Raw genomic sequence first — 23,069 nt, forward strand, 5'->3', positions numbered from 1 at the left:
CATGTTCTGCGAAGCCGTCGATGAGCTGGACGCATTGCCGATTGCATTCACGCCGGCGGAATACCGCGTGAAATGGGCGACGCTACCGTGGGAGAGCAACGAAGCCTATGCGCTGCGACGCGCGGTGTTTTGCGTCGAGCAGGGCATCTTCGCCGGCGACGACCGCGATGAAATCGACGCTCACGCGAAGCTGCTGGTCGCCTTGAGTTGCATCGCGGGCGTGCCGGAGCAGGTAGTCGGCACCGTACGGATTCACGAGACCGAGCCGCACGTGTGGCTGGGCTCGCGGCTCGCGGTGCATGCGGCGTTCCGCTCGCACGGCAAGCTCGGCTCGACGCTGATCCGGCTCGCCGTGAGCAGCGCGCACGCGCTCGGTTGCGAAACTTTTCTTGCACATGTGCAAAGCCAGAATGTGCCGTTGTTCCGGCGTCTGCACTGGCAATCGGTTGGCGAGGAGATGCTGTTCGGCCGTGCGCATCATCTGATGGAAGCGGACCTTGCGCACTATCCGTCGTGCTTTACGCCGGAGAGCGGGCTCGTCACGTCGTCGCGGGGACGCTCATGAGCATCGCTTCGCTCGTTCAACGGCTAAGGGAGAGCCGCGGCTTCCGGCATAAGACCGATATTGCGGGAGTCGTCGCGTCGTTGGCGCAGCGCATGCCGCACGGCGTGCGCGATCTCGCGCAGGCGGTCGAGGTCGGCGACGACTGCGCGGCGATCCGCGACGGCGACAGCTACCTGCTCTTTGCGATCGAAGGGCTGGTGAGCGATTTCGTGAAAGCCATGCCGTGGTTCGCGGGCTACAGCAGCGTGATGGTCAACATCAGCGACGTGTACGCGATGGGCGGCCGGCCGCTTGCCGTCGTCGATGCGTTGTGGAGCGACGGTCTCGGCGCGGCCGAAGAAGTGCTGGCCGGCATCGCGGCGGCGTCGGTTGCGTACGGCGTGCCGGTGGTTGGCGGGCATAGCAATACGCGCAGCGCGCAGCCGCAACTCGCGGTGTCGATTGTGGGCCGTGCGCGCGCGTTGCTGTCGAGCTTCAATGCGCGCGCAGGCGATCGCCTGGTGATGGCCGTCGATCTGCGTGGCCGCTTCGAAGACCCATATCCGTTCTGGAACGCATCGGTCGGCGCGCCGGCGCAGCGCTTGCGCGACGATCTCGAACTGCTGCCCACACTCGCAGAATGCGGCCTGTGCGATGCCGCGAAGGACATCAGCATGGCCGGCGTGCTGGGCACATCGTTGATGCTGCTCGAATGTTCGGCGATGGGCGCGCGAATCGATCTGGACGCGATTCCACGACCGCAGGGCGTCGACTTCGAGCGCTGGCTCGGCGGGTTTCCGAGCTTCGGGTTCGTGCTGTCGGTGCGCGCGGAACACGTTGACGAAGTGCTCGCGCGCTTCGATGCGCGCGACCTGGCGTGCGCGGTGATCGGCGAAGTCGATACATCGCGCGAAGTGGTGCTCACTCAGCGCGGCGACGCAGCGCTACTCTGGAATTTTGGCGACGGGCCGTTCATCGGCGCGCCGTCGGGAGCGCGCACATGAAGGCACGTTCCCTTCGAATCGCGCTCTTCACGCATTCGGTGAACCCGCGCGGCGGCGTCGTGCACACGCTCGAACTCGCGCGTGCGTTGCATGACGCAGGGCATCGCGTGACGATCTTTGCGCCGTCGGCCGGCGGGGCCGCGATGTTCCGGGTGTCGCCGTGCCGGATCGTGCTCGCTCGCGTCGCGGCGAACGCCAGCGACACAGTATCGATGGTGCAGACGCGTATCGACGCGTTAAAGGCCGCATTGCTGGCCAGCGATCCGGCGAGCTTCGACGTTCTCCACGCGCAGGACAGCATCAGCGGAAACGCGCTCGCCGAGCTTCGGCATGAAGGCGCGATCCGCGGGTTCGTGCGAACGGTCCACCATCTCGATGACTTTACCGTGCCGCGCCTCGCCGAATGGCAGCGGCGCGCGTATGCAGATGCCGATGCCGTTTATTGCGTCAGCGATGCGTGGACGTGCCGGATGCTGCGCGACTTCGGCGTGAACGCGGTGACCGTGACGAACGGCGTCGATTTAAAGCGCTTCACGGCGACACGTGACAATTCCGAGGACACGGCGTTGCTCGCAAGATTCGGCATCGTCGGCGCGCCCGTCGTGCTGGCTGTCGGCGGCATCGAGGAACGCAAGAACACACTGCAACTGCTCGAAGCGTTCGCGGCGCTCAGGCAGACGCATGCCGATGCGCAACTCGTCGTGGCGGGTGGCGCGAGTCTTCTGGATCACGACGCCTATGGCCGGCGGTTTTCCGAGCGTGCGGCGGCGCTGGATCTTGCGATTGGCGCGGGCTGTCCGATCGTCGTCACCGGCCCGCTCGACGACGACGTCATGCCCGCGCTCTTGCGCCGCGCCGATGTCGTATCGATGGTTTCGTTGCGCGAGGGTTTTGGGCTGGTCGTGCTGGAAGCGCTGGCGTCAGGCACGCCGGTTGTCGTCTCGCGGATTGCGCCGTTCATCGAGTACCTCGATGAACGCGTCTGCTGCTGGGCGCAGCCTCACGACGCGCACAGCATCGCTAGCGCGCTGCGCCGTTCGCTCGATGCGCGCGGGGGCATCGATTTCTCCCACGCGGTACCTGAGCTGTTGCAGCGCTTCAGTTGGACCGAGAGCGCCCGCCGTCACATCGCGTTATACAGGCGGCAACTGCAACTCACGCCCGCCTGAACCAACCACTTATCGAGGATATGTCATGCCAGTCATGCACTTCAGGGTCCAGTGGCCCGATGGCACCGAGGCCAACTGCTATTCGCCGTCGACGGTAGTCGGAGAGTTCTTTGCCGCGGGCGAGAGCTACGCGTTAAGCGAATTTGTCGAACGCTCGCGCGAGGCTTTGCATATCGGCTCCGAGCGCGTGCGCGAGAAGTACGGCTTCGCCTGTTCCGCCGCAATGGATCAGCTCGCGCAGATCGAGCAGCAGGCCGAGGGCTTTTCGTCGAACCCGCTGGCGGTCGTGAAGGTCGTCGAACTTTTGTGAAACCTGAATGCGGCGTGCCCTTTGATGAAGCGATGGCAGTGGGCGCCGGAACATTCATACGGAAGCCAGGAAAAAACCATGTCGAACACAACCGTTAGCCTTCAAGCGGCACATGCGAATCGTCACTACACGGTCATCGTCGCCGGTGGCGGCCAGGCTGGCCTGTCAATCAGCTACTACCTGAAAGAGGCAGGCATCGATCATCTCGTCCTCGAGAAGCATTCAGTCACGCACACCTGGCGTTCGCAACGCTGGGACGCATTCTGTCTCGTCACGCCGAACTGGCAATGCGCACTGCCGGGCTACCCGTATCGTGGCGACGACCCGCATGGCTTCATGAAGAAGGATCAGATCATCGCGTATCTGGATGGCTTCATTGCGATGGTCGACGCGCCGGTGCTCGAACACACCGAGGTCAAACGCGTGAAGCGTGACGCCGATGGACGCTACAACGTGTCGACGTCGAATGGCGAGTTCACCGCGGATCACGTCGTCGTGGCGTCGGGCGGTTATCACACGCCGATCGTGCCGCGCATGGCCGAGCGTCTGCCCGCCGGGATCGTGCAGATACAGTCTTCGCAATATCGCAATCCTGAGGTCTTGCCGGATGGCGCGGTGCTCGTCGTCGGCTCGGGGCAGTCGGGTGCGCAGATCGCCGAAGATCTGCATCTGGCCGGGCGCAAGGTGTACCTCGCGGTCGGCGAGGCGCCGCGCTGCGCACGTTTTTATCGCGGACGCGACGTGGTCGACTGGCTCGCGGACATGCACTACTACGACATGCCCGTCGAGCAGCATCCGTTGCGCGAAGGCGTGCGCGACAACACGAACCATTACGTGACAGGCCGCGACGGCGGACGCGATATCGATCTGCGGCGTTTCGCGCTCGAAGGCATGGAACTGTATGGCCGGCTCGAGGATCTGTGCGACGGCCGCCTGCAGTTCGCGCCGAACCTGATCGAGAACCTGGATAGCGCGGACGATACCTACAACCGTATCAACGCGAGCATCGATGCGTTCATCGACAAGCAGGGCATCGACGCGCCGCGCGAAGCGGCCTATGAGCCGGCATGGCGGCCGGACGGCGAGCGCACGTCGCTCGATCTGGCGGCGAGCGGCATCACGTCGATCATCTGGTGCATCGGCTTCACGCCGGACTTCAACTGGATCGATGCGCCCGTGTTCAATGGACGCGGCTATCCGGCGCACACGCGGGGCATCACGCCGCAAGCGGGGCTGTATTTCATCGGCTTGCCGTGGCTGCATACGTGGGGTTCGGGGCGCTTCTCGGGCGTCGCGCGTGACGCGGCTTATGTCGTCGAGGCGATTCGTGCGTCGGTCGATGCGTCCGTCCCGGCAACCGATAGTCTCGCGGCCTGACCGACCGAAGCCTATGCAGAACACGACTGGACGCTATCGCGCCGGCATGCCGCAATTGTGCTTCACCGGCCTGTCGGAGAACTGGCTATTGAAGGAATGCGGGCATCGCCATTGGGTGGCGCTGGCCGCGCACACGGGGCGAGCCACGCCGGATTTCAGCGACGACAACGGCGGCCGATCATATGCCGCCTTCACCGCGATCCGCCTGTGGGCGCGCGGTTTCGATGCCGTGCGCGAGAACGACGACTTCGAGATTCACACCGCGTTATGCAGGACCGGTCCGGTCCGGCACTTCAGCACTCACCGCATCGTGCGTGGCGGTGCGTCGATCGCGGAGGTGTCGATGTCGTCGACGTTCGTCACGCGCGGAGAAGCGCGTAACAATCGCTCGGTCGCACGCGCAACGCTTGCCGCGCTGGCGGGTGCGGTCAGTCCGGCGCCCGACGAAGCGCTTGCCATGACGCAAACGGGCAAGCGCCTGAGGGCAGGAGACTGGGCATCATGCGAAGGTCTTGCGCCTGCCGGGCACGAGGCCGCCGGGTTTCTTCCATGCCCGAACAACGACTTCAACGGCGCGGACTTTCTCTACTTCGCGAGCTTCCAGTCGTTCGTTGATCGCGCCGAATGGCAACGGCACCGGTTTGCGGAGCCGCCCGTGATCGCGAGCCGGTCGCTGCACTTCTATGGCAACGTCAATGTCGGCGACGCATTGAGCGTGCGGGTCATTGGCGAGCGCGAAAACGGGCAGGGCATCACGCATTGGAGTGAAGTGCGACGTGGCAGCGACAACCTGAAGATCGCCGATGTCGTCACGGAAAAACACTGGAGACAGCGATGAGATCCGCCGTCAGACGCGAGGCGCCGATGCGAGTGCGGTCCCGACGACGCGCCGTTCCGCTGAAGACGCTTTATACCGCCTCCGATCTAGCCAACGTCGCGCATCTGAACAGCATGCCTGGCACTGCGCCGTTCGTGCGCGGTCCGTACGCGTCGATGTACACGGCGAAGCCGTGGACGATTCGACAATACGCAGGCTACGCAGAAGCCGCCGATTCGAACTTCGCGTTTCGCACTGCGCTCGAGGAAGGAGCGCAGGGTTTGTCTGTTGCGTTCGATCTGCCGACCCAGCGCGGCTACGATTCGGACGATCCGCGCGCGAGCGCCGATGTCGGGTTGGCCGGGGTCGCGATCGATACAGTCGAAGATATGACGCGTCTTTTCGTGGGCATTCCACTCGACCGAACGTCGGTATCGATGACGATGAACGGCGCGGTGCTGCCGGTGCTGGCTGCCTTCATCGTTGCGGCCGACGAGCGCGGCGTGGACGCGGCACAGCTGACCGGCACGATTCAAAACGACATTCTCAAAGAGTTCATCGTGCGCAACACCTGCATCTTCGCGCCTGAACCGTCGTTGCGAATTGCAGCCGATGTGGTCGACTATCTTGCGCAGCATGCTCCCCGCTTCAACGCACTATCGGTGTCCGGCTATCACTTTCAGGAGGCCGGCGCCGATCCCGTGCTCGAACTGGCGCTGACGATGGCCAATGCGCGCACTTACGTCGAAACGCTTGGCGAGCGCGCAATGAGTGCCGACGACGCCTGTGAGCGCATGAGCTTCTTCTTCGGCGTCGGCACGGATTTCTATGTCGAGGTGGCGAAGCTGCGCGCGGCGCGTCTCGTCTGGTCGGAACTGGCAACACAGTGCGGTGCGACTTCCGATAAAGCGCGCGCTCTCCGGATGCATTGCCAGACGTCCGGCTGGTCGCTGACCGCGCAGAAGCCGTCGAACAACATCGTGCGCACCACCGTCGAAGCGCTGGCGGCCGTATTCGGCGGCACGCAGTCGCTGCATACGAACGCTTACGACGAAGCGCTCGCCTTGCCGTCGGCATCGTCGTCGCGCCTCGCTCGCGACACGCAACTCATGCTTCAGCACGAAATGGGACTGTGCGACGTCGTCGATCCGTGGGCCGGTTCGTACATGATGGAAGCGTTGACGGCCGACATCGCGGCACGCGTCCGTTCGCTGATCGGCGAGATCGACGCGCGCGGCGGCGTCGTGCAATCGATCCGCTCGGAATGGATTCGCGAACGCATTCACGAATCGGCTGTGACGCTGCAAGCGGAAATCGATAGCGGGCAACGAATCGTGGTGGGCGTCAATGCGTTCGTTCATGGCGATGCGGACGAAGCCCACGCATGTTTCGAGCTGGACGGAAAACAGGTGCGCGGCCACCAGGTGCGTCGAATCGCAGAGGTCAAACTGCGGCGCAATGCGGAGCTTGTGGCGCGTGCGTTGGGCGCGCTTGAAACGGCCGCGCGCGAGGGCACAGGCAATCTGCTCGCGTTGACGATCTGCTGCATGCGTGCGCGCGCGACAGTCGGTGAATGCACGCGCGCTCTCGAAGCCGTGTGGCCACGTCATGCGATCAGTTTGCATGCTAGCGCTGGCATTTATGAAAAAACGCTTTCATCGGATGCAATGTGGAAGGCTGCCTGCGACCAGGTCGACAGGTTGACATCGGCGCTGGGACGCAAGCCCCGCGTGATGATCACGAAGCTCGGGCAGGATGGCCACGATCGCGGCGCGCAAGCGGTGGCTGCCGCGTTGTTCGATGCGGGCTTCGACGTCGTGTCCAATGAACTCTTCATCGCGCCCGCGGACGTTGCGCAGCGCGCGCTGGCGAATGACGTCGACATGATTGGCGTGTCGTCGCTCGCGGGCGCGCATGTCGAGTTGACGTCGCAATTGATGCATGAACTGCGCGTGTGTCGTGCCTCGATACCCGTTGTGCTGGGCGGGAACGTTCAGGCGGAAAGCACGAGTGTGCTGAAAGCGCTGGGCGTCGCCGATTTTTTTCTGCCTGGCACACGTATGCACGAAATCGTGCTGCGCATGGCGCGGCTCGTGGAGGGCGTCGCAGACCGGCAAGCGGGCGAAATGGGCGAGCGAACGGTGTGTCGAATCGGACGTTGATTGCACGGCGTTGTCGCCGTTAATATGAAAGGCTCAGGCGCATTCCCGCGCGCCGGAACGACGGACGTTTGATGAGACGATACGAAGTACTCGCCAACACGATGGCGACAGAAATACGCTCGGGCAGCCTTGCCGTCGGTGCGCGTATGCCCTCGCTGCGTCAGGTCATCGTGCAGCATGGTGTCAGCCAGTCCACTGTGTTTCGTGCGTACTATCTGCTTGAAGAGTGGGGCCTCATTCGCGCGCAGGAGCGCTCTGGCTACTACGTTGCGCGGGGCGCCGCGGTGTCGGGCGAACGGGCGCCGCGGCCGGCGCGGACGCTTGCCGACTCTGCGAAGGTCGATATCAGCGAGCTGGTCTTCAACGTTCTTGAAGCTGCCAGACATCCGGGCGTGGTGCCGCTCGGCTCGGCGTTTCCGTCTCCGTTGCTGTTTCCGTTGCCACGGCTTGCAAAGTCGCTTGCACAATCGGTGCGGCTTATCAGTCCGTGGAGCACGGTGGTCGATTTGCCGCCCGGCAATGAGGCGCTGCGTCAGCAGATTGCGCTTCGCTATCTTGGCATGGGCCTTTCGCAGCCGATGGAGGAGATCGTCGTGACCAACGGTGCGCTGGAGGCGTTGAACCTGTGCCTGATGGCAGTGACGCGGCCAGGCGATGTGGTCGCGGTGGAGTCACCTGGTTTCTATGCGGCGCTGCAGGCGATCGAACGGCTCGACTTGCGTGCCGTCGAAATTCCGGTCGATCCGCTGACTGGCCTCGACCTCGACGCGCTCGCCCAAGCTTTGGACAGACATCCGATCCGCGCTTGCTGGTTCATGACGAACTTTCAGAATCCCACTGGCGCAACGTTGTCGCTGGAGAAGAAGAAGGCGTTAGTCGAATTGCTCGCGCAACATGACGTGCCGTTAATTGAGGACGACGTCTACGGCGAACTGCATTTCCAGGCTGACTATCCATTGCCTGCGATTGCATTCGACAAGAAAGGGCTTGTGATGCACTGCAGTTCTTTCTCGAAGACGCTCGCGCCCGGTTACAGAATCGGCTGGGCGGCCGCCGGTGGATTTGCGGACAAGGTGCAGCGGCTCAAACTGATGACGACGCTTTCGTCGAGCATTCCCGCGCAAGCGGGCATCGCGGACTATCTGCAGCACGGTGGCTATGGCAAGCACCTGCGTAAGCTTCGCGCTGCGTTGTGCGCGCAGCGCGAAGCGATGGATGCAGCGCTGCGCCGCTGGATGCCGCCCAGCGTTCGCTGGACGTTGCCGGCAGGCGGTTATTTCGTGTGGCTCGAATTCCCCGACGAGATCGACGCGTTGGAACTGCACAGGCTTGCGATCGAACATGGATTCAGCCTCGCGCCGGGACCCATTTTCTCGGCGACCCGAGCGTTCAGAAACTGTGTGCGGCTCAACTTCGGGCATCCATGGAGCGCGAAAATCGATCGCGCAATGCGTGTCCTCGCCGAACTCGTGCAGCAGGCGATACGGCGCGATAACGCCCGGCACTCGTGAGTCACATTTAACACGTTACCGCCACCTGTTGCACTGAAAACGAGTGGCCCTTCTTTACACGCGATGCGTCAGATCGCGCTGATAAAACGCTGGGAATCGATCAAACTGCTTCCGCGCGTCCGCTGGATCGAGGCCCTCGTTCAACACAGCGCTCGAAAAACCCGTGCGCTCCATCTGGAGCAACTGGTCGACGAGCACGTCACCGGTTGCACGCAAGTCGCCTTTGAAACCGAGCCGGCGACGCAGCAGATACGCCTGGCTATACGCGCGGCCATCGGTGAATTGCGGAAACTCGAGCTCGATGCGGTCAATGCCATCTAACGTGTCTTTCAACGACAACGGGTCTTCGTCGTTAGCGAGTCTGAGCACGCGCAATGCGTACTCCGCCTGGTGCTCGGGCATCGTCAGAAGCCGGATGCGCTCCGTTGTCATGCGAGATCCTCCACTTTGACGCGGACTTCGTCGGCCGCCGACCTGAACGGACCCAGTCCGATACGCTGGACGGTTTCGGTGAACCGTTCCGTTTGTCCTTCCACATCGCATCGCGCGTCGCGATAGGTGGCGATAAGCGCCTCCACGACGTTCGGCACTTCCGCCGCCGAAAACGACGGCCCGATCACCTTCCCCGCGCGCGCGGCGCCGCTTGCATTGGAACCGTCGGCGCCGCCTAGCGTGACCTGATACCACTCTTGTCCATCCTTGTCGACGCCGAGAATGCCGATATGACCGCTGTGATGATGGCCGCACGAGTTGATACAGCCGCTGATGTGCAGGTCGATTTCGCCGATATCGTGCAGTTCGTCGAGATCCTGATAGCGCTCCGTAATGGCTTCAGCAATGGGAATCGAACGGGCGTTGGCGAGTGCGCAGAAGTCGCCGCCGGGGCACGCGATCATGTCGGTCAACAGATGCACGTTTGCACTCGCGAGACCCGCGCTGCGGGCTGCCTGCCAGAGATCGAACAGGTCGTCGACATGCACCCACGGCAGCACGACATTCTGCGTATGCGTGACGCGTGCTTCACCGGCAGAAAAGCGCTCGACGAGATCGGCGACGAGATCGAGCTGTTCTGCCGACGCATCGCCCGGCGCCTGGTTCAAGCGCTTGAACGAGAGCGTGACGATACGCATCGATGGATTTTTATGCGACGCGATGTTGCGCTGCAGCCAGCGCGCGAACATGGGATGTTGCGCAGCCATCGCGTTCAGCGCGGCAAAAGAGGCTTGCGGGTCGTGCGCGGTTCTCGCGCGTCGCTGCGGCGGCACGAACGACGCTCGCACGCGATCGAGCTCCGATTGCGGAATCGTGTGAGGCCCGCCATCCTCTTCGACGATCGCGCGGAATTCCGCTTCGACGTCGTCGATGTAGCGTTGTCCTTCGGCCTTGACGAGGATCTTTATGCGCGCCTTGTACTTGTTGTCGCGCCGTCCATAGCGGTTATACACGCGTACCACCGCCTCGATGTAGTTCATGATGTGCTGCCACGGCAGGAACTCGCGCAGCACCGTCGCGGTCATCGGCGTGCGCCCCATGCCGCCGCCCACGGAGACACGAAAGCCCAGATCGCCGTGTTCATTCGACAGCAGTCGCAAGCCTACATCATGCCAATCGGTGGCCGCGCGATCGTCGATGGCCCCCGTTATCGCGATTTTGAATTTGCGTGGCAGGAACGCGAACTCGGGATGCAACGTCGTCCATTGCCGCATGATTTCGGCGAAAGGACGGGGGTCGGCGATTTCGTCGGGCGCCACGCCCGCGCGTTCATCACACGAGATGTTGCGAATGCAGTTCCCGCTCGTCTGGATACCGTGCATATCGACGCTTGCCAGCAGATCCATCACGTCGGCTGCTTTCGACAGCGGAATCCAGTTGAACTGTACGTTCGTGCGGGTCGTGAAGTGCGCGTAATGCGTCGGCAGGTTCAACGTGCCCAGCTTGCGCTGGGTCGTTGACGCGAGCTCGTACACATTCGCTTCGGGCGCGTCGTATTCGCGCGCGATGCGCGCCAGCACGCGCAGCTGTGCGGCCGACAGTTCACCGTATGGCACGGCGACGCGCAGCATCGGCGCGTGGCGTTGCACATACCAGCCGTTCTGCAGACGCAGCGGACGGAATGCGTCCTCGTCCAGCTTGCCGGCCTGCCAGCGCTCGAGCTGATCACGGAACTGCGCAGCGCGGCTGCGCACGAACGCCTTGTCGAATTCGGTGTATTGATACATGGGGAAGTTTCTGCGGACGTGTCGCGGTAGCCGAAGTTAGCTGTCGCGCGCACGCGAGACAAGAAGCAGATGTCGACGAAACGAACGCAGCAGACGGGTTTCCGGTTTACCTCGCCCGACGCGTGTGACCCGTTTCCGCCTGCTGTCGTAAAACAGGAGCCAACTGCTGCTGTCTCGTGCGCCGCGGCCGCTTTATGATCAAGTGGAGGGCAATGCTTTGCCGTTGGTCAACCGCGAGGGGTGTGCCGTGACTTTCCTTAGAATGTTGAGAATCGTGCTGTGGAGTTTTTTTGGTGTACGCAAGGGCGCGTCGCATCAGGCCGACATGGCGGCGATAAAATTGCCGTTTCTGCCCTTGGTGGCGATTGGGCTAGCGGGAGGTTTCGGTGTGCTCTTATTCTGCCTTGCGCGGTTTGCGACGACCGTAGCGCACTGAGCCATCTGAGCACACCGGATGACGTGTGCTGACTGATGAAGCATCAGTTGAAAAAATTTGCGTTAAACCAATAGGTCAAATTTGTTTCCAACTTTCGCTTTATTAGTTACCACGCACGCAGCGAAACCCCGCATACACGTATTGATATCGCGGCTGGAACCAGTTGCGAAACGTCGGACGTAGCATGCACGCCGCCGTGCGCGCCGATCCGCCTTTGAGCACGTAATGCTGGCCGTCGAAGAAGTTCGCCGAATAGCCCAGATAAAACGGAAATGCCTCGAAGCCTGGCAACGCATCGAACAACGTCGACGTCCATTCCCAGCCGTTGCCGAACTGCCCTTCGACGCCGAACGCGCTGACGTTATCCGGATGCGCATCGACGGCCTGAGGATCCCAGCTACGGAAATCGAAATTGCCGGACGCCGCGTGCGGCGCGCCGTGCGCGGCGCGTTGCCACTGCGCTTCGGTCGGCAGCGTCTTGCCGACCCAGCGTGCGTACGCGCTGGCTTCGGCGTGGCTCACATACACGGGCCAGTTTTCGGGCAGCGGAATATCGTCGAACATCGTGCGCAAGCGCCAGCCGCGCGCGCCATCGCCGTTACCTTCGCGCAGCGACCAGCCGGCGGGGTGTTCGATGTGTTCGGCTTCCTTCCACGTCCAGTCCCTGTCGGTCCACAGCGACTTGTCGCGATAACCGCCTGCCTCGACGAACGCGCGATACGCGCCGTTTGTCACCATATGACGGTCGATCTCGAACGCGGGCACATCGACGCGCAGTTCGCCGAATTCGTTATCCCAGCCGAAGGCGCCGGCTTCGCGCGACATACCAAGAACGGTCGAGCCAGCCGGGACGCTGACCATCGAATTGCCTGTGATCTCGCCGCTCCCGAACGTCGTGTTGACGGATTGCTGCGGCACGACCTTCTGCTCGATGGGCAACTGATGCAGCATGTACGCGAGCGTTTCGGCGTGCATCAGCCGATGCTCGATCGCGACGTGCAGCAGTTGCTCTGCTGACGCCGTGCGCATGCCTTCATTCGTGATTTCCAGCGACGTGAGCTTCTGGTCGATCTGCGCGCGCGCCTGCGCGGCATATTCACTGACGACCTCGAGTGATGGCCAGTCGGACGGCACATCAGTCGGAAAGCCGTCGTCGACCGGATCGATGCCGAACGCGAAAAGCTGGTCGAGTTCGGAACTGAGCGCAGGGAGGTCGAACAGGCGTCGATCGAAGAGATTTCGATCGAACGCTTCGAGATGGCCGATGTAGAACACGATCCGGTGACGTTCACGGATCGGACGCTCGTAAAGAAACTCGGGTTTGACGACGGCAAACAACGCGTCGGTGACGCGGCGGGCTTCGATGAGTCGATGGACGAGCGGGTGCTGCAGTGCGGGATCGCGATTCATTGCGCCGGGTCTCCTTGGAGGGCACGGTACGGAAACTGTACCTGCTTGCAGAAGGCATGCCAAACCGCAATGATATCCGCCATTTTGCGGCCGCGCTCTTGCGCGCGGCCCGGAGCGACCGAGGCGGCGGCCGCGTGCGCTGACTAGAGCTGACGCAGCCCGTCAAAATCGACGATGCGGATGAATTTGCCCTGCGTGTCGATCAGGCCGCGCTTTTGAAATCTTGACAGCGTACGGCTGACCGTTTCGAGCGTGATGCCAAGATAGCTGCCCATTTCCTCACGCGTCATGCGCAGATTGAATTCGTTTGACGAATATCCACGCTGCGCATTGCGTTCGGACACATCCACCAGGAAAGCGGCCACGCGCTCGTCGGCACTCTGCGAGCCGAGCACCATCATCTGCTTCGCCTCGCGCACGATCTGATCGCCCATCAGTTTGTGCAGCCGGTCCTGCATCGAACCGATTTCGCGGCACAGACGTTTGAGCGCCGGATACGGGACGATACATACCGAGCTGTCCTCAAGCGCGACCGCGCTGCACGCGTGGTGGTCGGTGCTGATGCCGTCGAGGCCAAGCGGCTCGCCTGCGAGTTTCAGCCCGGTTACCTGTTCGCGGCCGAGACGGTGTGCCATCACCGTTTTCAGCGCGCCCGACCGGACGGCGTACAGGTTATCGAACGGGTCGCCGGTCCGATAGAGCGCTTCGCCACGTCGCACCGTGCGTGCATTGCAAATGAGCGCCTCGAGCTTTGGCAGATCTTCGGCGCGCAGGCCTTGCGGCATGCAAAGCTGCCGCATCGAGCACGTCGAACAGCGGGCCGCATCGCGCCCGGCGCGCACGGACGGGACAGCGCGGGCGGACCGATGCGCGGCAGACTGGGAAAGCGCGACGGGAGTGAGCATGTTCGGAAGGCCGGGAAAGTGATGATGTCCTGATTGTCCCACCGGCCTCTGCATGGCCTGAGTGACAAAAGGACGCGTGGGCGTCTTGTCTGAAAATGTCAGGCGGCGCTGGCTTTTTCTGGCGACGGTTGCTCGTCTCCGACTGCGGAAGGCACCAGCAAGACAGGCACCTTTGCCTGCCGTACGCAGCGTTCCGCGACGCTGCCGAGAATCAGCCGCTGAAAGCCGCGCCGGCCGTGCGTGCCCATCACGAGCAGATCCGCGTTGAACGCGGCGGCGGCCTTGAGCACCAGCACGGAAACATCCTCGAGCGACGAGGCTTCGCCCGTCGCGACGGCGCCTTGTACGCCGGCGTCACGCATGAGCTGCAGTAATTCCGCGTCGAGTTCCTTGCCCTGTGCGATCAGACTGTTGCGCAGGATCGACGGGTCATAGCCGGGCGCGTCGAAATACATGGGCGAGTTCTCGACGGCGTAGAACGCCTGCAAGACTGCACCGTTCGACTTCGCGAGATCGAGCGCAGCGTGGAACGCACGGCGCGACGTTTCGCTGCCGTCGACCGCAACCAGGATACGTGAGTACATGAGACCTCCGCAACAGAGGGGTCGACGCACGATGCGGAACGACCCGGGAGAAAGGGCACTTCGAGAACACTACGAGCGCACTTGATTAAAGCCTGAGATTAAATGATCACCTAAAACCGCAGACATTTCCTTGATGTAAATCAAGTCGTAAGGTCGGGGTACTTGACCGCAAGGAAGCAGCGGAGCCATACCGGGCGAGGCTTTCAGCCGCCACACGGCTTGCCGTCTATCAGAATCAGGCGGGCACGGCGCAAAGTTTGCCTTACAATCATGCTCTATTCAGACAAGCTGCGGCATCGATGATGAACGAGCGGAAATCCTCGGGGTTGCCCGAAAAGATCTACGGCGACATCCTGAACCAGATCCTGGAAGGCGAGTACAAGGAGGGCGAGCGGTTGCCCACCGAGCACGCGCTGGCGGAGCGCTTCGAGACATCGCGCCCGACGGTGCGGGAAGCGCTCGCGCGTCTGCGTGCCGACGGCATCATTGTCACGCGGCACGGTTCGGGAACCACGGTCGCGCGCCGGCCCGATCCGGACGTGCGCCGCTTCGCGCCGCTCGAAACGCTCTCGGACATCCGTCGCTGCTACGAATTTCGCATCGTCACGGAGGCGGGCGCTGCGGCGCTGGCCGCGCAGCAGGCCGAAGCCGACGATGTCGCGGCGATCCAGCATGCATGGGATGAACTCGAACGCATCATCGAAACACAGGGCATTGGCGCAAAAGACGACTTCGCATTCCATCTGGCAGTCGCGCGGGCGTCGAAGAACCAGTTTTTCATCACCGTGATGTCGTTCATCGAAGAGCAGATCGTGTTCAGCATGAACCTGTCCCGCAATCTGTCGCTCGTGAAAACGCTGGAGCGGCAGCGTCTCGTGCAGCGCGAACATCTTGCCGTGCTGGAGGCGATCCGCAGCAAGGACTCCGCCGCCGCTGGCCAGGCCATGCGCGCTCACCTCGAAAACGCACTCAACCGGATGTTCGGGTCGTGAGCGGCGAATAAACGCCGCCCCGTCCGCAACCGTCCGCAACCGTCCGCAACCCGGCCTGTACGCCGGGCCGCAACCCGCACGCATCAAGCTGCGGCAGCCATCGGCCCGAATAGCGCGGCCCGCGTCTGCGGGCTGACCGCGATCTCCAGCGCCACCGCATTTTCCACGCCGATCCGCAGCGGCGGCCCGAGCCGTCGCAGTTCGATGCCCGTCTTGCGCAGCAGGCGCTCGATCGGCGTCGTCGTCACCGTGACGTAGCGCGTGATGCCCATCCGGTCGGCGAATGTCACGAGTTCGTGGATCGCGTGCATCGTCAGATCGGCAAAGCCAAACGTTTGCTCTTCGCCGCCGGTCTCGACGACAAAGCGGCTCAGTTCCCAGATATGCCGCCCGACCGGCGCTGCGTCGCCATGCAGCAGTTGCGGGAACGTGTCCTTCAGCATGTTCGGGCCTTCGGTCGTCATCAGGCGCCAGCAGCCGCGCACGGCGCCCGCCTTGTCCTGTATCAGCATGTAATGCGGGCCGAGTGCGTCATAGCCGTCGATCTCCATCCCCGCGATCGTCGGAATGTCCCATCCAAGCCGCCCATGAAACACACGGGCGCGCAGCCGGTACATCTCGTTGATGTGATCGTTGTCAAATTCTTGACGCAGGCCAATCCGGATAGCTGCTTGCATGTCGTTCTCCATTACGCGTTGGTTAGCCAATACGCATGAAAACTTATGCATTTCGGGTCGAAATACCACCTACCTACCTGGATAGGTGTGCCCCGTTCCGGAGTCCGTGGAGAATCGGTTTACCGATCCCGGCAGCAGCCAGTCAAACAGGCGAACATCATGGAACTACTAGAAAATTATTGGCAACCGGCTCATCGCGCGGCCAGCGCGGACCGTTCGTCGGAGGCGTCTTCGTCCGTGGACCGCGTGCTGATCATCGCGTTCCGGAAAAAAAAGAAGGAGAGCCAGCGGCGCTTCTGGGCGCGGTTCGGCGTCACGCAATCGCGTGGCAGCCGGTTTGAGTCCGGCGCGGAGATTCCGGCGCCGGTGTCGATCCTGCTCGGTCTTTACTTCACCCGGACGGTCTCCGACAGCGATCTTGGCCGGGCGGAACGTGCGCTGCACGACCGCAAGGTGTTCGACCTCGTCAATCAGGGTCAATAACGCCGAGTTGCGTTGCGATGACCGCGGCCGCGCGCCGCGAGTTCACGCCGAACTTCGTCCGGATGTTCTTCATGTGAAAGTTCACGACGGCTTCCGAGCAGTTCAGGATGTGTGAAATCTCCCACGTGGACTTGCCTCGCGCAGTCCACTTCAAACATTCGCGTTCGCGCGGCGTGAGCTTCGGGATCAACTCCTGCGTATGTGCGTTCACGTGACGCTGGCTCGTATCGATCACCAGATCGCGCAACAGCACAAGATTCGGCAGCGCGACATCCACATGCCGCCAGAAATCGTCAGTCGGCGAGCTGTCGTTGACGAAGCACAGCATGCCCGCTTCCTGTCTCGGCCCGTGAATCGGCAGCGTCACGCCGGCGCGCAGGCCGTACGCGCGGGCTTCCTCGTACATGGATTGTTGCGGCTCGGTCGCAAAGATTTCGGGCGACCACACGAGCGGCGAGGAGCGGGTCGCGCAGTGCGAGACGGTCGGGTCGATGTGCATGTGGCCCTGCTCGACATAGGCGCGTCGCCAGGAAGGCGCGTAGGTGCTGCGCACATAGGCGTCCTCCAGACGCATGCCCGGGCGCGGCAGCATCGCCAGCAGAACCTGGTTGAAGCCCCATCCATCGGCGAGACGCGTGATGGCGTCGAACCAGGCGGTTTCTTCGGTGGCCTCGAGCAGCGGTGACATCTGCTCAATAAAATGTAATGGCACGGGCGACTCCCTCAGATCGCGGCGGGCCAGGCCGCTAATAATAACGGTGCGAACGCGTGGTTTGCGCCTGTCTGCTTCATTAATCTATCACCATTTTTATTCTGCCCCGCAAGCCGTATGAACATTGCGGGTTTCAGAAAGCGGCATTCCGCGTTGATTTTTTGCATTTTGCCTCGCCCCTGCCAGCGGGCGTCTTTGCTGTGTGGCGACTGGACGCTATATCAGCAGGGACATAGCGGGAAAATGCGGCGTTTTGAATCGGATTTAATTGAACCGTGTCGATATCAGTCGATTAATTTCCTCGTTGACGCGAGGCCGACGGAAATCTTTTTGGCGCACCCACGCGCAAACGGCGGATTCGCGTGACGAGCGCTTCGTGTTGTCATACGAGACAGATAACGATAAATCGACATATCGCGCCGCAGACAGCTGGAAAGCGTCATAAAACCGGTTGAGAATCAGGCTTCCATGCTGCGTCGCGGCGTGGATCGACCTCTCCGGTACGGATCAGGCAGTCGCCCGATTTGTTTGACAACTTGGGTGCACGGTGCTACCCTGGCATGCACGCCCCGACCCGATCCGTGCTGCTGAGGTGCCATGAACGTCTCCCCGATTTCCGACAGCGAGTTTGCCGCCACCGTGATGGCGGTGCCGCCGCTTGCCCGCCGCGCCGACTATTCGCTCGATGCTGTCGAGAACCAGAAGCTGATCCGGCACATCGAGTCGGGCGGTGTGCGCACGCTGCTGTATGGCGGCAACGCGAATCTCTATCACGTCGCGGTCAGCGAATATCGTGAACTGCTCGATCTGCTCGCGGAAAGCGCCGGTCACGAGACGCGCGTGATTCCCGCGATCGGCCCCGACTACGGCAAGATGCTCGATCAGGCGCGCATCCTCGCGCAGACGAACTACCGCACCGCGATGGTTCTGCCGCTCGGCGGCTTCACAACTTCGGAAGGCGTCGAGGAAGGCCTCACGCGCATCGTCGATGTGGCGGGCATGCCGCTTACGCTCTATATCAAGAGCGAGGACTACGTCGACGTCGATACGCTCGCGCGTCTCGTCGATCGCGGCACGCTGATCGCCGTGAAATACGCCATCGTGCGCGACAATCCCGGCGATGACGCTTACCTTCGGCGTCTGCTCGAAAGCGTGAGCCCGTCGAAGGTGATCTCGGGCATGGGCGAGCGGCCGGCGCTCGTGCATGTGCGCGACTTCGGTCTCGCCGCGTGGACCACCGGTTCGGGCTGCATCGCGCCGCATTCGGTGATGGCGCTCCTGCGAGCCGCGAAAGAAAACCGCACGGCCGAGGCGCAGCGCATCTACGACGCCTTCATGCCGCTCGAAACGCTGCGCGATGACATCTCGCTGATCCGCGTCCTGCACGACGCGGTGACCTTCTCGAAGATCGCCGACATGGGCGCGATCCTGCCACTGCTCAGTTCGACGCCGGTCGAACATCATGCGAAGATCAACGCTGCGGCTGAGGCGCTGCTCGCATTCGAGCATCAATACGCGGAACCGTCAGCGAAGGCCTGACGCCGCTTCCCACTATCTGATTTGCGCTGCGTGGCGAGGGAAGGCTGTCGCCCGCAACGTTCGACAGGAGTTGCAAGATGCAGATCACAGGAGACATGCTCATCGGCGCGTCCGCGGTGCGGGGCGCCGAGGGCACACTGCGCGCGTTCGACCCGGCCCGCAACGCGGAAATCGAACCCGTCTTTGGCGCGGGCAGCGCCGCCGATGTCGACCGGGCGTGCAAACTCGCTGCGCTCGCGTTCGATCCGTACCGCAGCGCGCCGCTCGAAACCCGCGCGCGCTTTCTCGAAGCGATCGCCGACAACATCGTCGCAATCGGCGACGAACTGATTGAACGCGCGCATATCGAATCGGCTTTGCCGAAGGCGCGCATCGAAGGCGAGCGCGGCCGCACCGTCGGTCAGCTAAAGCTCTTCGCTTCGCTCGTGCGCGAAGGCCGCTGGCTCACCGCGACGCTCGATTCGGCGTTGCCGGATCGCAAGCCGCTGGCGCGTCCCGATCTGCGTCTGCAGAAGATTCCCGTCGGACCTGTCGCCGTCTTTGGCGCGAGCAATTTTCCGCTCGCGTTTTCGGTGGCTGGCGGCGACACGGCGTCGGCGCTGGCGGCGGGCTGCCCGGTTGTCGTGAAAGCGCATCCGGCGCACCTCGGCACGTCGGAACTCGTCGGTCGCGCGATCCAGAAAGCGGTCGCCGACACGGGCTTGCCGGAAGGCGTGTTTTCGCTTCTCGTCGGCGCGGGCAACGCAGTTGGCGAGGCGCTGGTCGCGCATCCGGTGATCAAGTCGGTCGGCTTCACGGGGTCGCGTCGCGGCGGTCTTGCGCTGGTCGATATTGCATCGAAGCGTCGCGAGCCGATTCCGGTATTTGCCGAGATGAGCAGCATCAATCCGTTCTTCCTGCTGCCCGGCGCACTGGCTAAGCGTGGTGAGGCGATCGCTTCCGCCCTCGTCGATTCGGTGACGCTCGGCGTCGGCCAGTTCTGTACGAACCCCGGTCTCGTGATCGTGCTCGATAGCCCGCACACGCAGGCGTTCATCGACGCCACCGCGCAGGCGCTCGCAAAAAAAGAAGCGCAGACGATGCTGTCGCCGGGCATCGCTTCGGCGTACAAGGCTGCCGTCGAGCAACGTGCCGAAACGGATGGCGTGCGCAGCGTCGCGCAGGGCACGCCTTCGCGCGCATCGTGTCCGGCGCTGCCCGCGCTCTTCACGACGAGCGCCGCGCAGTTTCTTGCTGCGGCGGAACTTGAAGACGAAATCTTCGGGCCGACTTCACTGATCGTCACGTGTGGCGACATCGACGAAATGATCAAGGTGACCGGGTATATCGAAGGCCAGCTCACGGCCACATTGCAACTCGAGCCGGACGACTACGATCTCGCGCGCAAGCTGCTGCCGACACTCGAGCGCAAGGCCGGCCGAATTCTCGCGAACGGCTTTCCGACGGGCGTCGAAGTGTCCTACGCGATGGTGCACGGCGGGCCGTTCCCGGCTACGTCGGATTCGCGCGCGACATCGGTCGGCGCAACGGCGATCGAGCGCTTCCTGCGGCCAGTGTGTTATCAGGATTTGCCGGCGGCGCTGTTGCCTGAAGCATTGCACGACGACAATCCGCTGAAGCTGTGGCGTCTGCGTGACGGCAAGCTCGGGCAGAGCTGATCGTCGGTTGATTGTTTGACGAACGTTGTCGCGCGTCGCGATGTGCTCCGCTCCCGTCACCAGCAACGGGAGCGCGGCGGCAACCGGCACAGCACGCGCGGCGCGATCCGCCAGCGGCACGCTTCCATCCACCGCGCATCGCACACAAGAAGCACACAAGAAGCGCATAAGGAGACTCATGACAGACAACAACCGTCGCTATCCCGATCCCGCCATCCGCGTTCTCGATCATCGTTTCAACGCGCTGCGCATCGCTTCGGCATCGGTCGAATGCCTGTATCAAGGCGCGCGCTGGTCCGAAGGGCCAGTGTGGTTCGGTGACGGGCGCTATCTTCTGTGGAGCGATATCCCGAACAACCGCATCCTGCGCTGGGACGAAGAGACCGGCGCGGTCACGCCGTTTCGTCAGCCGTCGAACAACGCAAACGGCCATACACGCGATCGCGAAGGACGCCTTGTCAGTTGCGAGCACCTGACGCGCCGCGTCACGCGCACCGAATACGACGGCACGATCACCGTGCTCGCCGACGGCTATCTCGGCAAACGCCTGAACTCGCCGAACGACGTCATCGTGAAGTCGGACGGCTCGATCTGGTTCACTGACCCAAGCTTCGGCATCGATGGTTTTTACGAAGGCGAAAAGGCGGAGCCGGAATTGCCGCAATGCGTGTATCGCATCGACGGGCAGAGCGGCGAAGTTACCCTCGTCGCCGACGATATCGAAGGTCCGAATGGACTGGCATTTTCGCCCGATGAATCGCGACTGTATGTGGTTGCATCGCGCGAGTCGCCGCGCACGATACGCGTGTTCGACGTCGCCCCCGATGGCCGCACGGTGGATAACAACCGCGTACTGATCGATGCCGGCAAAGGCACGCCAGACGGCTTTCGCGTCGATATCCACGGCAACCTGTGGTGCGGCTGGGGCATGGGCACGGACGAACTCGACGGCGTCCGCGTGTTCACGCCGCATGGCGAGGCGATCGGACATATCGCGCTGCCGGAGCGGTGCGCGAACGTGTGCTTCGGCGGACGCCATCGCAACCGGCTCTTCATGGCGGCGAGCCACGGCCTGTACTCACTGTACGTGAATACCCAGGGGGTAAAAGGCGGCTAGGCAGGCGACTGCAAGCGGATAGAGTTGCCTGACATGTACCGGGCTAAACCCGTAGAGCGGCGCGCTTTCTGGGAAATCAATATGCCGTTAAGCCATTGTATATAAAGGGATTGACGGAAATCACAGCTCACGGGAAAGCGTAGCCGGCACCCTACAATTTGCTTGACGTCAGATGTGCGCGTTGGCAATGTTCCATAACGCGAGACACGTACCGCCGGCAGCGCACCTGAACTGGCGGACTTCCATACCAACGAAGCGAGGAGATGCAATGACTATTTCCGGCATGTTGTCAGTGAGGATTGCGGCTGTCTGTCTGGCGGTCGGCGCGGCATTCGCGCCTGCGGCGCGCGCGGCGGATCCGGTGACGCTGAACGTCGTCGACGTCGCGGGCGATCTTCAACTGACGCAGAAGGGCTTCGAGGCTTTCAAGGCGAAGTACCCGAACCTCGTTTCGAACATCACTTACACCAACGCACCTGCGCCGCAACTGCCGGGCAAGATCAAGGCGATGCAGGCCGCGGGCCGTTCCGACATCGATCTCGTGCTGACGGGCACCGATGCGCTTGCCGCCGGCATCGAACAGAACCTGTGGCAGAAGCTGCTGCCGGACAGCGCGGCCGCTTTCCCGGGCGTGCTCGATAAATACGCGCCGGGTCCGCGCAAGATGCAGGACCTCGCGCAAGGCTTCGGACTCGAAGTGGCGTACATGCCGGCGGGCCCGCTGCTCGAGTACAACCCGGGGAAGGTCAGCGATCCACCGAAGACGCCCGAGCAGTTGCTGCAATGGTGCAAGGCGCATCCGGACAAGCTGATCTACGCGCGTCCGGCTAACTCCGGCCCGGGTCGCACGTTCCTGATGGGCCTGCCGTACATTCTTGGCGACAAGGATCCGCACGATCCGATCAACGGCTGGGACAAGACGTGGGCTTTCCTCAAGCAGTTGAACGACTGCATTCCGTATTACCCGGGCGGCACATCGGCCGTGATGAAGGAGCTTGGCGAAGGCACGCGCGACATGACCGTCAGCGTGACGGGCTGGGACATCAACCCGCGTGCGCTCGGTATCGTGCCGGCTGAATTCCGCGTGCAGGCGTTCGACAACATGACGTGGGTCAACGACGCCCACTTCATGGTGATTCCGAAAGGCGTGCCGAAGGAAAAGCTCGATGTGCTCTACAAGCTGATCAACTTCATGCTGGAGCCGGCGCAGCAGGCACTGACCTATGACGACGGCTACTTCTATCCAGGCCCGGCGATCAAGGGCGTGACGATCGAACAGGCGCCCGCGCAAAGTCAGGACGTGTTGAAGAAGTTCGGCCGGCCCGAGTATGCGAAGTTGCTGGCGGATCGTCCGCACGTTTTGCCGTTGAACGCGGCCGCGATGGTTGCTGCGTTCCAGAAGTGGGACCGCGAAGTCGGCGCACAGAAGACGAAGTAAGGGTG

At 62.6% G+C, this 23,069-nt stretch carries 23 protein-coding genes; 15 read left to right on the forward strand and 8 right to left on the reverse strand.

What is annotated here, in order from left to right:
- Position 1: 1 nt before the first annotated feature.
- From P3T16_RS07540 to P3T16_RS07575, 8 genes are all read left to right on the forward strand, one after another.
- Positions 2-565, forward strand: coding sequence for an MSMEG_0567/Sll0786 family nitrogen starvation N-acetyltransferase (locus P3T16_RS07540; RefSeq protein WP_429341770.1), 564 nt, complete (start codon positions 2-4; stop codon positions 563-565).
- Complete coding sequence (locus P3T16_RS07545; RefSeq protein ID WP_429341771.1) at positions 562-1,548, forward strand: sll0787 family AIR synthase-like protein; 987 nt, start codon at positions 562-564, stop codon at positions 1,546-1,548. The genes P3T16_RS07540 and P3T16_RS07545 overlap by 4 nt, the downstream gene beginning before the upstream one ends.
- Complete coding sequence (locus P3T16_RS07550) at positions 1,545-2,717, forward strand: MSMEG_0565 family glycosyltransferase (RefSeq protein ID WP_429341772.1); 1,173 nt, start codon at positions 1,545-1,547, stop codon at positions 2,715-2,717. Before P3T16_RS07545 ends, P3T16_RS07550 begins: the two co-directional genes overlap by 4 nt.
- A gap of 25 nt (positions 2,718-2,742) precedes the next feature.
- Positions 2,743-3,027 carry an MSMEG_0570 family nitrogen starvation response protein gene (locus P3T16_RS07555; RefSeq protein WP_429256112.1) on the forward strand — a complete coding sequence of 95 codons (285 nt, stop codon included), beginning with the start codon at positions 2,743-2,745 and terminating at the stop codon, positions 3,025-3,027.
- A gap of 78 nt (positions 3,028-3,105) precedes the next feature.
- On the forward strand, positions 3,106-4,404 hold the full coding sequence (locus P3T16_RS07560) for an MSMEG_0569 family flavin-dependent oxidoreductase (RefSeq protein ID WP_429341773.1): 1,299 nt from the start codon (positions 3,106-3,108) through the stop codon (positions 4,402-4,404).
- A gap of 13 nt (positions 4,405-4,417) precedes the next feature.
- A complete protein-coding gene (locus tag P3T16_RS07565; protein ID WP_429341774.1) occupies positions 4,418-5,242 on the forward strand; it encodes a Pnap_2097 family protein in 825 nt (274 codons plus the stop codon).
- Positions 5,239-7,383: a methylmalonyl-CoA mutase gene (scpA, locus tag P3T16_RS07570; protein WP_429341775.1), complete on the forward strand. Its 2,145-nt coding sequence runs from the start codon at positions 5,239-5,241 to the stop codon at positions 7,381-7,383. The genes P3T16_RS07565 and scpA overlap by 4 nt, the downstream gene beginning before the upstream one ends.
- Before the next feature lie 71 nt (positions 7,384-7,454).
- A complete protein-coding gene (locus P3T16_RS07575) occupies positions 7,455-8,894 on the forward strand; it encodes a PLP-dependent aminotransferase family protein (RefSeq protein WP_429256108.1) in 1,440 nt (479 codons plus the stop codon).
- A gap of 54 nt (positions 8,895-8,948) precedes the next feature.
- Here the strand turns inward: P3T16_RS07575 and P3T16_RS07580 are convergent, their stop codons facing one another.
- Together P3T16_RS07580 and P3T16_RS07585 are read right to left on the reverse strand one after the other, a co-directional pair.
- Positions 8,949-9,296, reverse strand: coding sequence for a DUF934 domain-containing protein (locus tag P3T16_RS07580; RefSeq protein ID WP_429256316.1), 348 nt, complete (start codon positions 9,294-9,296; stop codon positions 8,949-8,951).
- Positions 9,297-9,322: 26 nt separating this feature from the next.
- The gene (locus P3T16_RS07585) at positions 9,323-11,113 is read right to left on the reverse strand and encodes a nitrite/sulfite reductase (protein WP_429341776.1); all 1,791 of its coding nucleotides are present in this window, start codon (positions 11,111-11,113) and stop codon (positions 9,323-9,325) included.
- Positions 11,114-11,375: 262 nt separating this feature from the next.
- Between P3T16_RS07585 and P3T16_RS07590 the strand changes: the two genes are divergently transcribed.
- Complete coding sequence (locus tag P3T16_RS07590) at positions 11,376-11,549, forward strand: DUF2970 domain-containing protein (protein WP_429341777.1); 174 nt, start codon at positions 11,376-11,378, stop codon at positions 11,547-11,549.
- Positions 11,550-11,651: 102 nt separating this feature from the next.
- On the opposite strand, the gene P3T16_RS07595 is transcribed toward P3T16_RS07590, so the two are convergent.
- The 3 genes from P3T16_RS07595 to P3T16_RS07605 form a co-directional block, all read right to left on the reverse strand.
- Entirely contained in the window at positions 11,652-12,959 is a 1,308-nt protein-coding gene (locus tag P3T16_RS07595; protein WP_429341778.1) for an SUMF1/EgtB/PvdO family nonheme iron enzyme, read from the reverse strand.
- Between the two features lie 143 nt (positions 12,960-13,102).
- Entirely contained in the window at positions 13,103-13,864 is a 762-nt protein-coding gene (locus tag P3T16_RS07600) for a helix-turn-helix domain-containing protein (protein WP_429341779.1), read from the reverse strand.
- Between the two features lie 98 nt (positions 13,865-13,962).
- Positions 13,963-14,448 (reverse strand): universal stress protein, encoded by a 486-nt coding sequence (locus tag P3T16_RS07605; protein WP_429341780.1) that lies wholly within the window; start codon positions 14,446-14,448, stop codon positions 13,963-13,965.
- Between the two features lie 302 nt (positions 14,449-14,750).
- Between P3T16_RS07605 and P3T16_RS07610 the strand changes: the two genes are divergently transcribed.
- Positions 14,751-15,440, forward strand: a complete 690-nt coding sequence (locus P3T16_RS07610; RefSeq protein ID WP_429256103.1) for a FadR/GntR family transcriptional regulator — start codon at positions 14,751-14,753, stop codon at positions 15,438-15,440.
- A gap of 83 nt (positions 15,441-15,523) precedes the next feature.
- On the opposite strand, the gene P3T16_RS07615 is transcribed toward P3T16_RS07610, so the two are convergent.
- Entirely contained in the window at positions 15,524-16,117 is a 594-nt protein-coding gene (locus tag P3T16_RS07615; RefSeq protein WP_429256102.1) for an acyl-homoserine-lactone synthase, read from the reverse strand.
- 159 nt (positions 16,118-16,276) lie between these two features.
- On the opposite strand from P3T16_RS07615, the gene P3T16_RS07620 reads away from it, so the two are divergent.
- A complete protein-coding gene (locus P3T16_RS07620; RefSeq protein ID WP_429256101.1) occupies positions 16,277-16,600 on the forward strand; it encodes an XRE family transcriptional regulator in 324 nt (107 codons plus the stop codon).
- Here P3T16_RS07620 and P3T16_RS07625 read toward each other — a convergent pair.
- Together P3T16_RS07625 and P3T16_RS07630 are read right to left on the reverse strand one after the other, a co-directional pair.
- Positions 16,584-17,288 (reverse strand): helix-turn-helix transcriptional regulator, encoded by a 705-nt coding sequence (locus P3T16_RS07625; protein WP_429342045.1) that lies wholly within the window; start codon positions 17,286-17,288, stop codon positions 16,584-16,586. The genes P3T16_RS07620 and P3T16_RS07625 overlap by 17 nt on opposite strands.
- Positions 17,289-17,323: 35 nt before the next feature.
- Positions 17,324-17,479 carry a hypothetical protein gene (locus P3T16_RS07630; RefSeq protein ID WP_429341781.1) on the reverse strand — a complete coding sequence of 52 codons (156 nt, stop codon included), beginning with the start codon at positions 17,477-17,479 and terminating at the stop codon, positions 17,324-17,326.
- A 430-nt stretch (positions 17,480-17,909) separates the two neighbouring features.
- Here P3T16_RS07630 and P3T16_RS07635 point away from each other — a divergent pair, with 430 nt between their 5' ends.
- The 4 genes from P3T16_RS07635 (at position 17,910) to P3T16_RS07650 (ending at position 23,064) form a co-directional block, all read left to right on the forward strand.
- Complete coding sequence (locus tag P3T16_RS07635; RefSeq protein ID WP_429341782.1) at positions 17,910-18,851, forward strand: dihydrodipicolinate synthase family protein; 942 nt, start codon at positions 17,910-17,912, stop codon at positions 18,849-18,851.
- Positions 18,852-18,928: 77 nt separating this feature from the next.
- The gene (locus tag P3T16_RS07640) at positions 18,929-20,509 is read left to right on the forward strand and encodes an aldehyde dehydrogenase (NADP(+)) (protein ID WP_429341783.1); all 1,581 of its coding nucleotides are present in this window, start codon (positions 18,929-18,931) and stop codon (positions 20,507-20,509) included.
- A 178-nt stretch (positions 20,510-20,687) separates the two neighbouring features.
- Positions 20,688-21,626 (forward strand): SMP-30/gluconolactonase/LRE family protein, encoded by a 939-nt coding sequence (locus tag P3T16_RS07645; protein WP_429256098.1) that lies wholly within the window; start codon positions 20,688-20,690, stop codon positions 21,624-21,626.
- Positions 21,627-21,909: 283 nt separating this feature from the next.
- Complete coding sequence (locus tag P3T16_RS07650) at positions 21,910-23,064, forward strand: extracellular solute-binding protein (protein WP_429342046.1); 1,155 nt, start codon at positions 21,910-21,912, stop codon at positions 23,062-23,064.
- Positions 23,065-23,069: the final 5 nt, after the last annotated feature.

Source organism: Paraburkholderia sp. GAS42 (assembly GCF_050436565.1).
Taxonomy (GTDB): domain Bacteria; phylum Pseudomonadota; class Gammaproteobacteria; order Burkholderiales; family Burkholderiaceae; genus Paraburkholderia.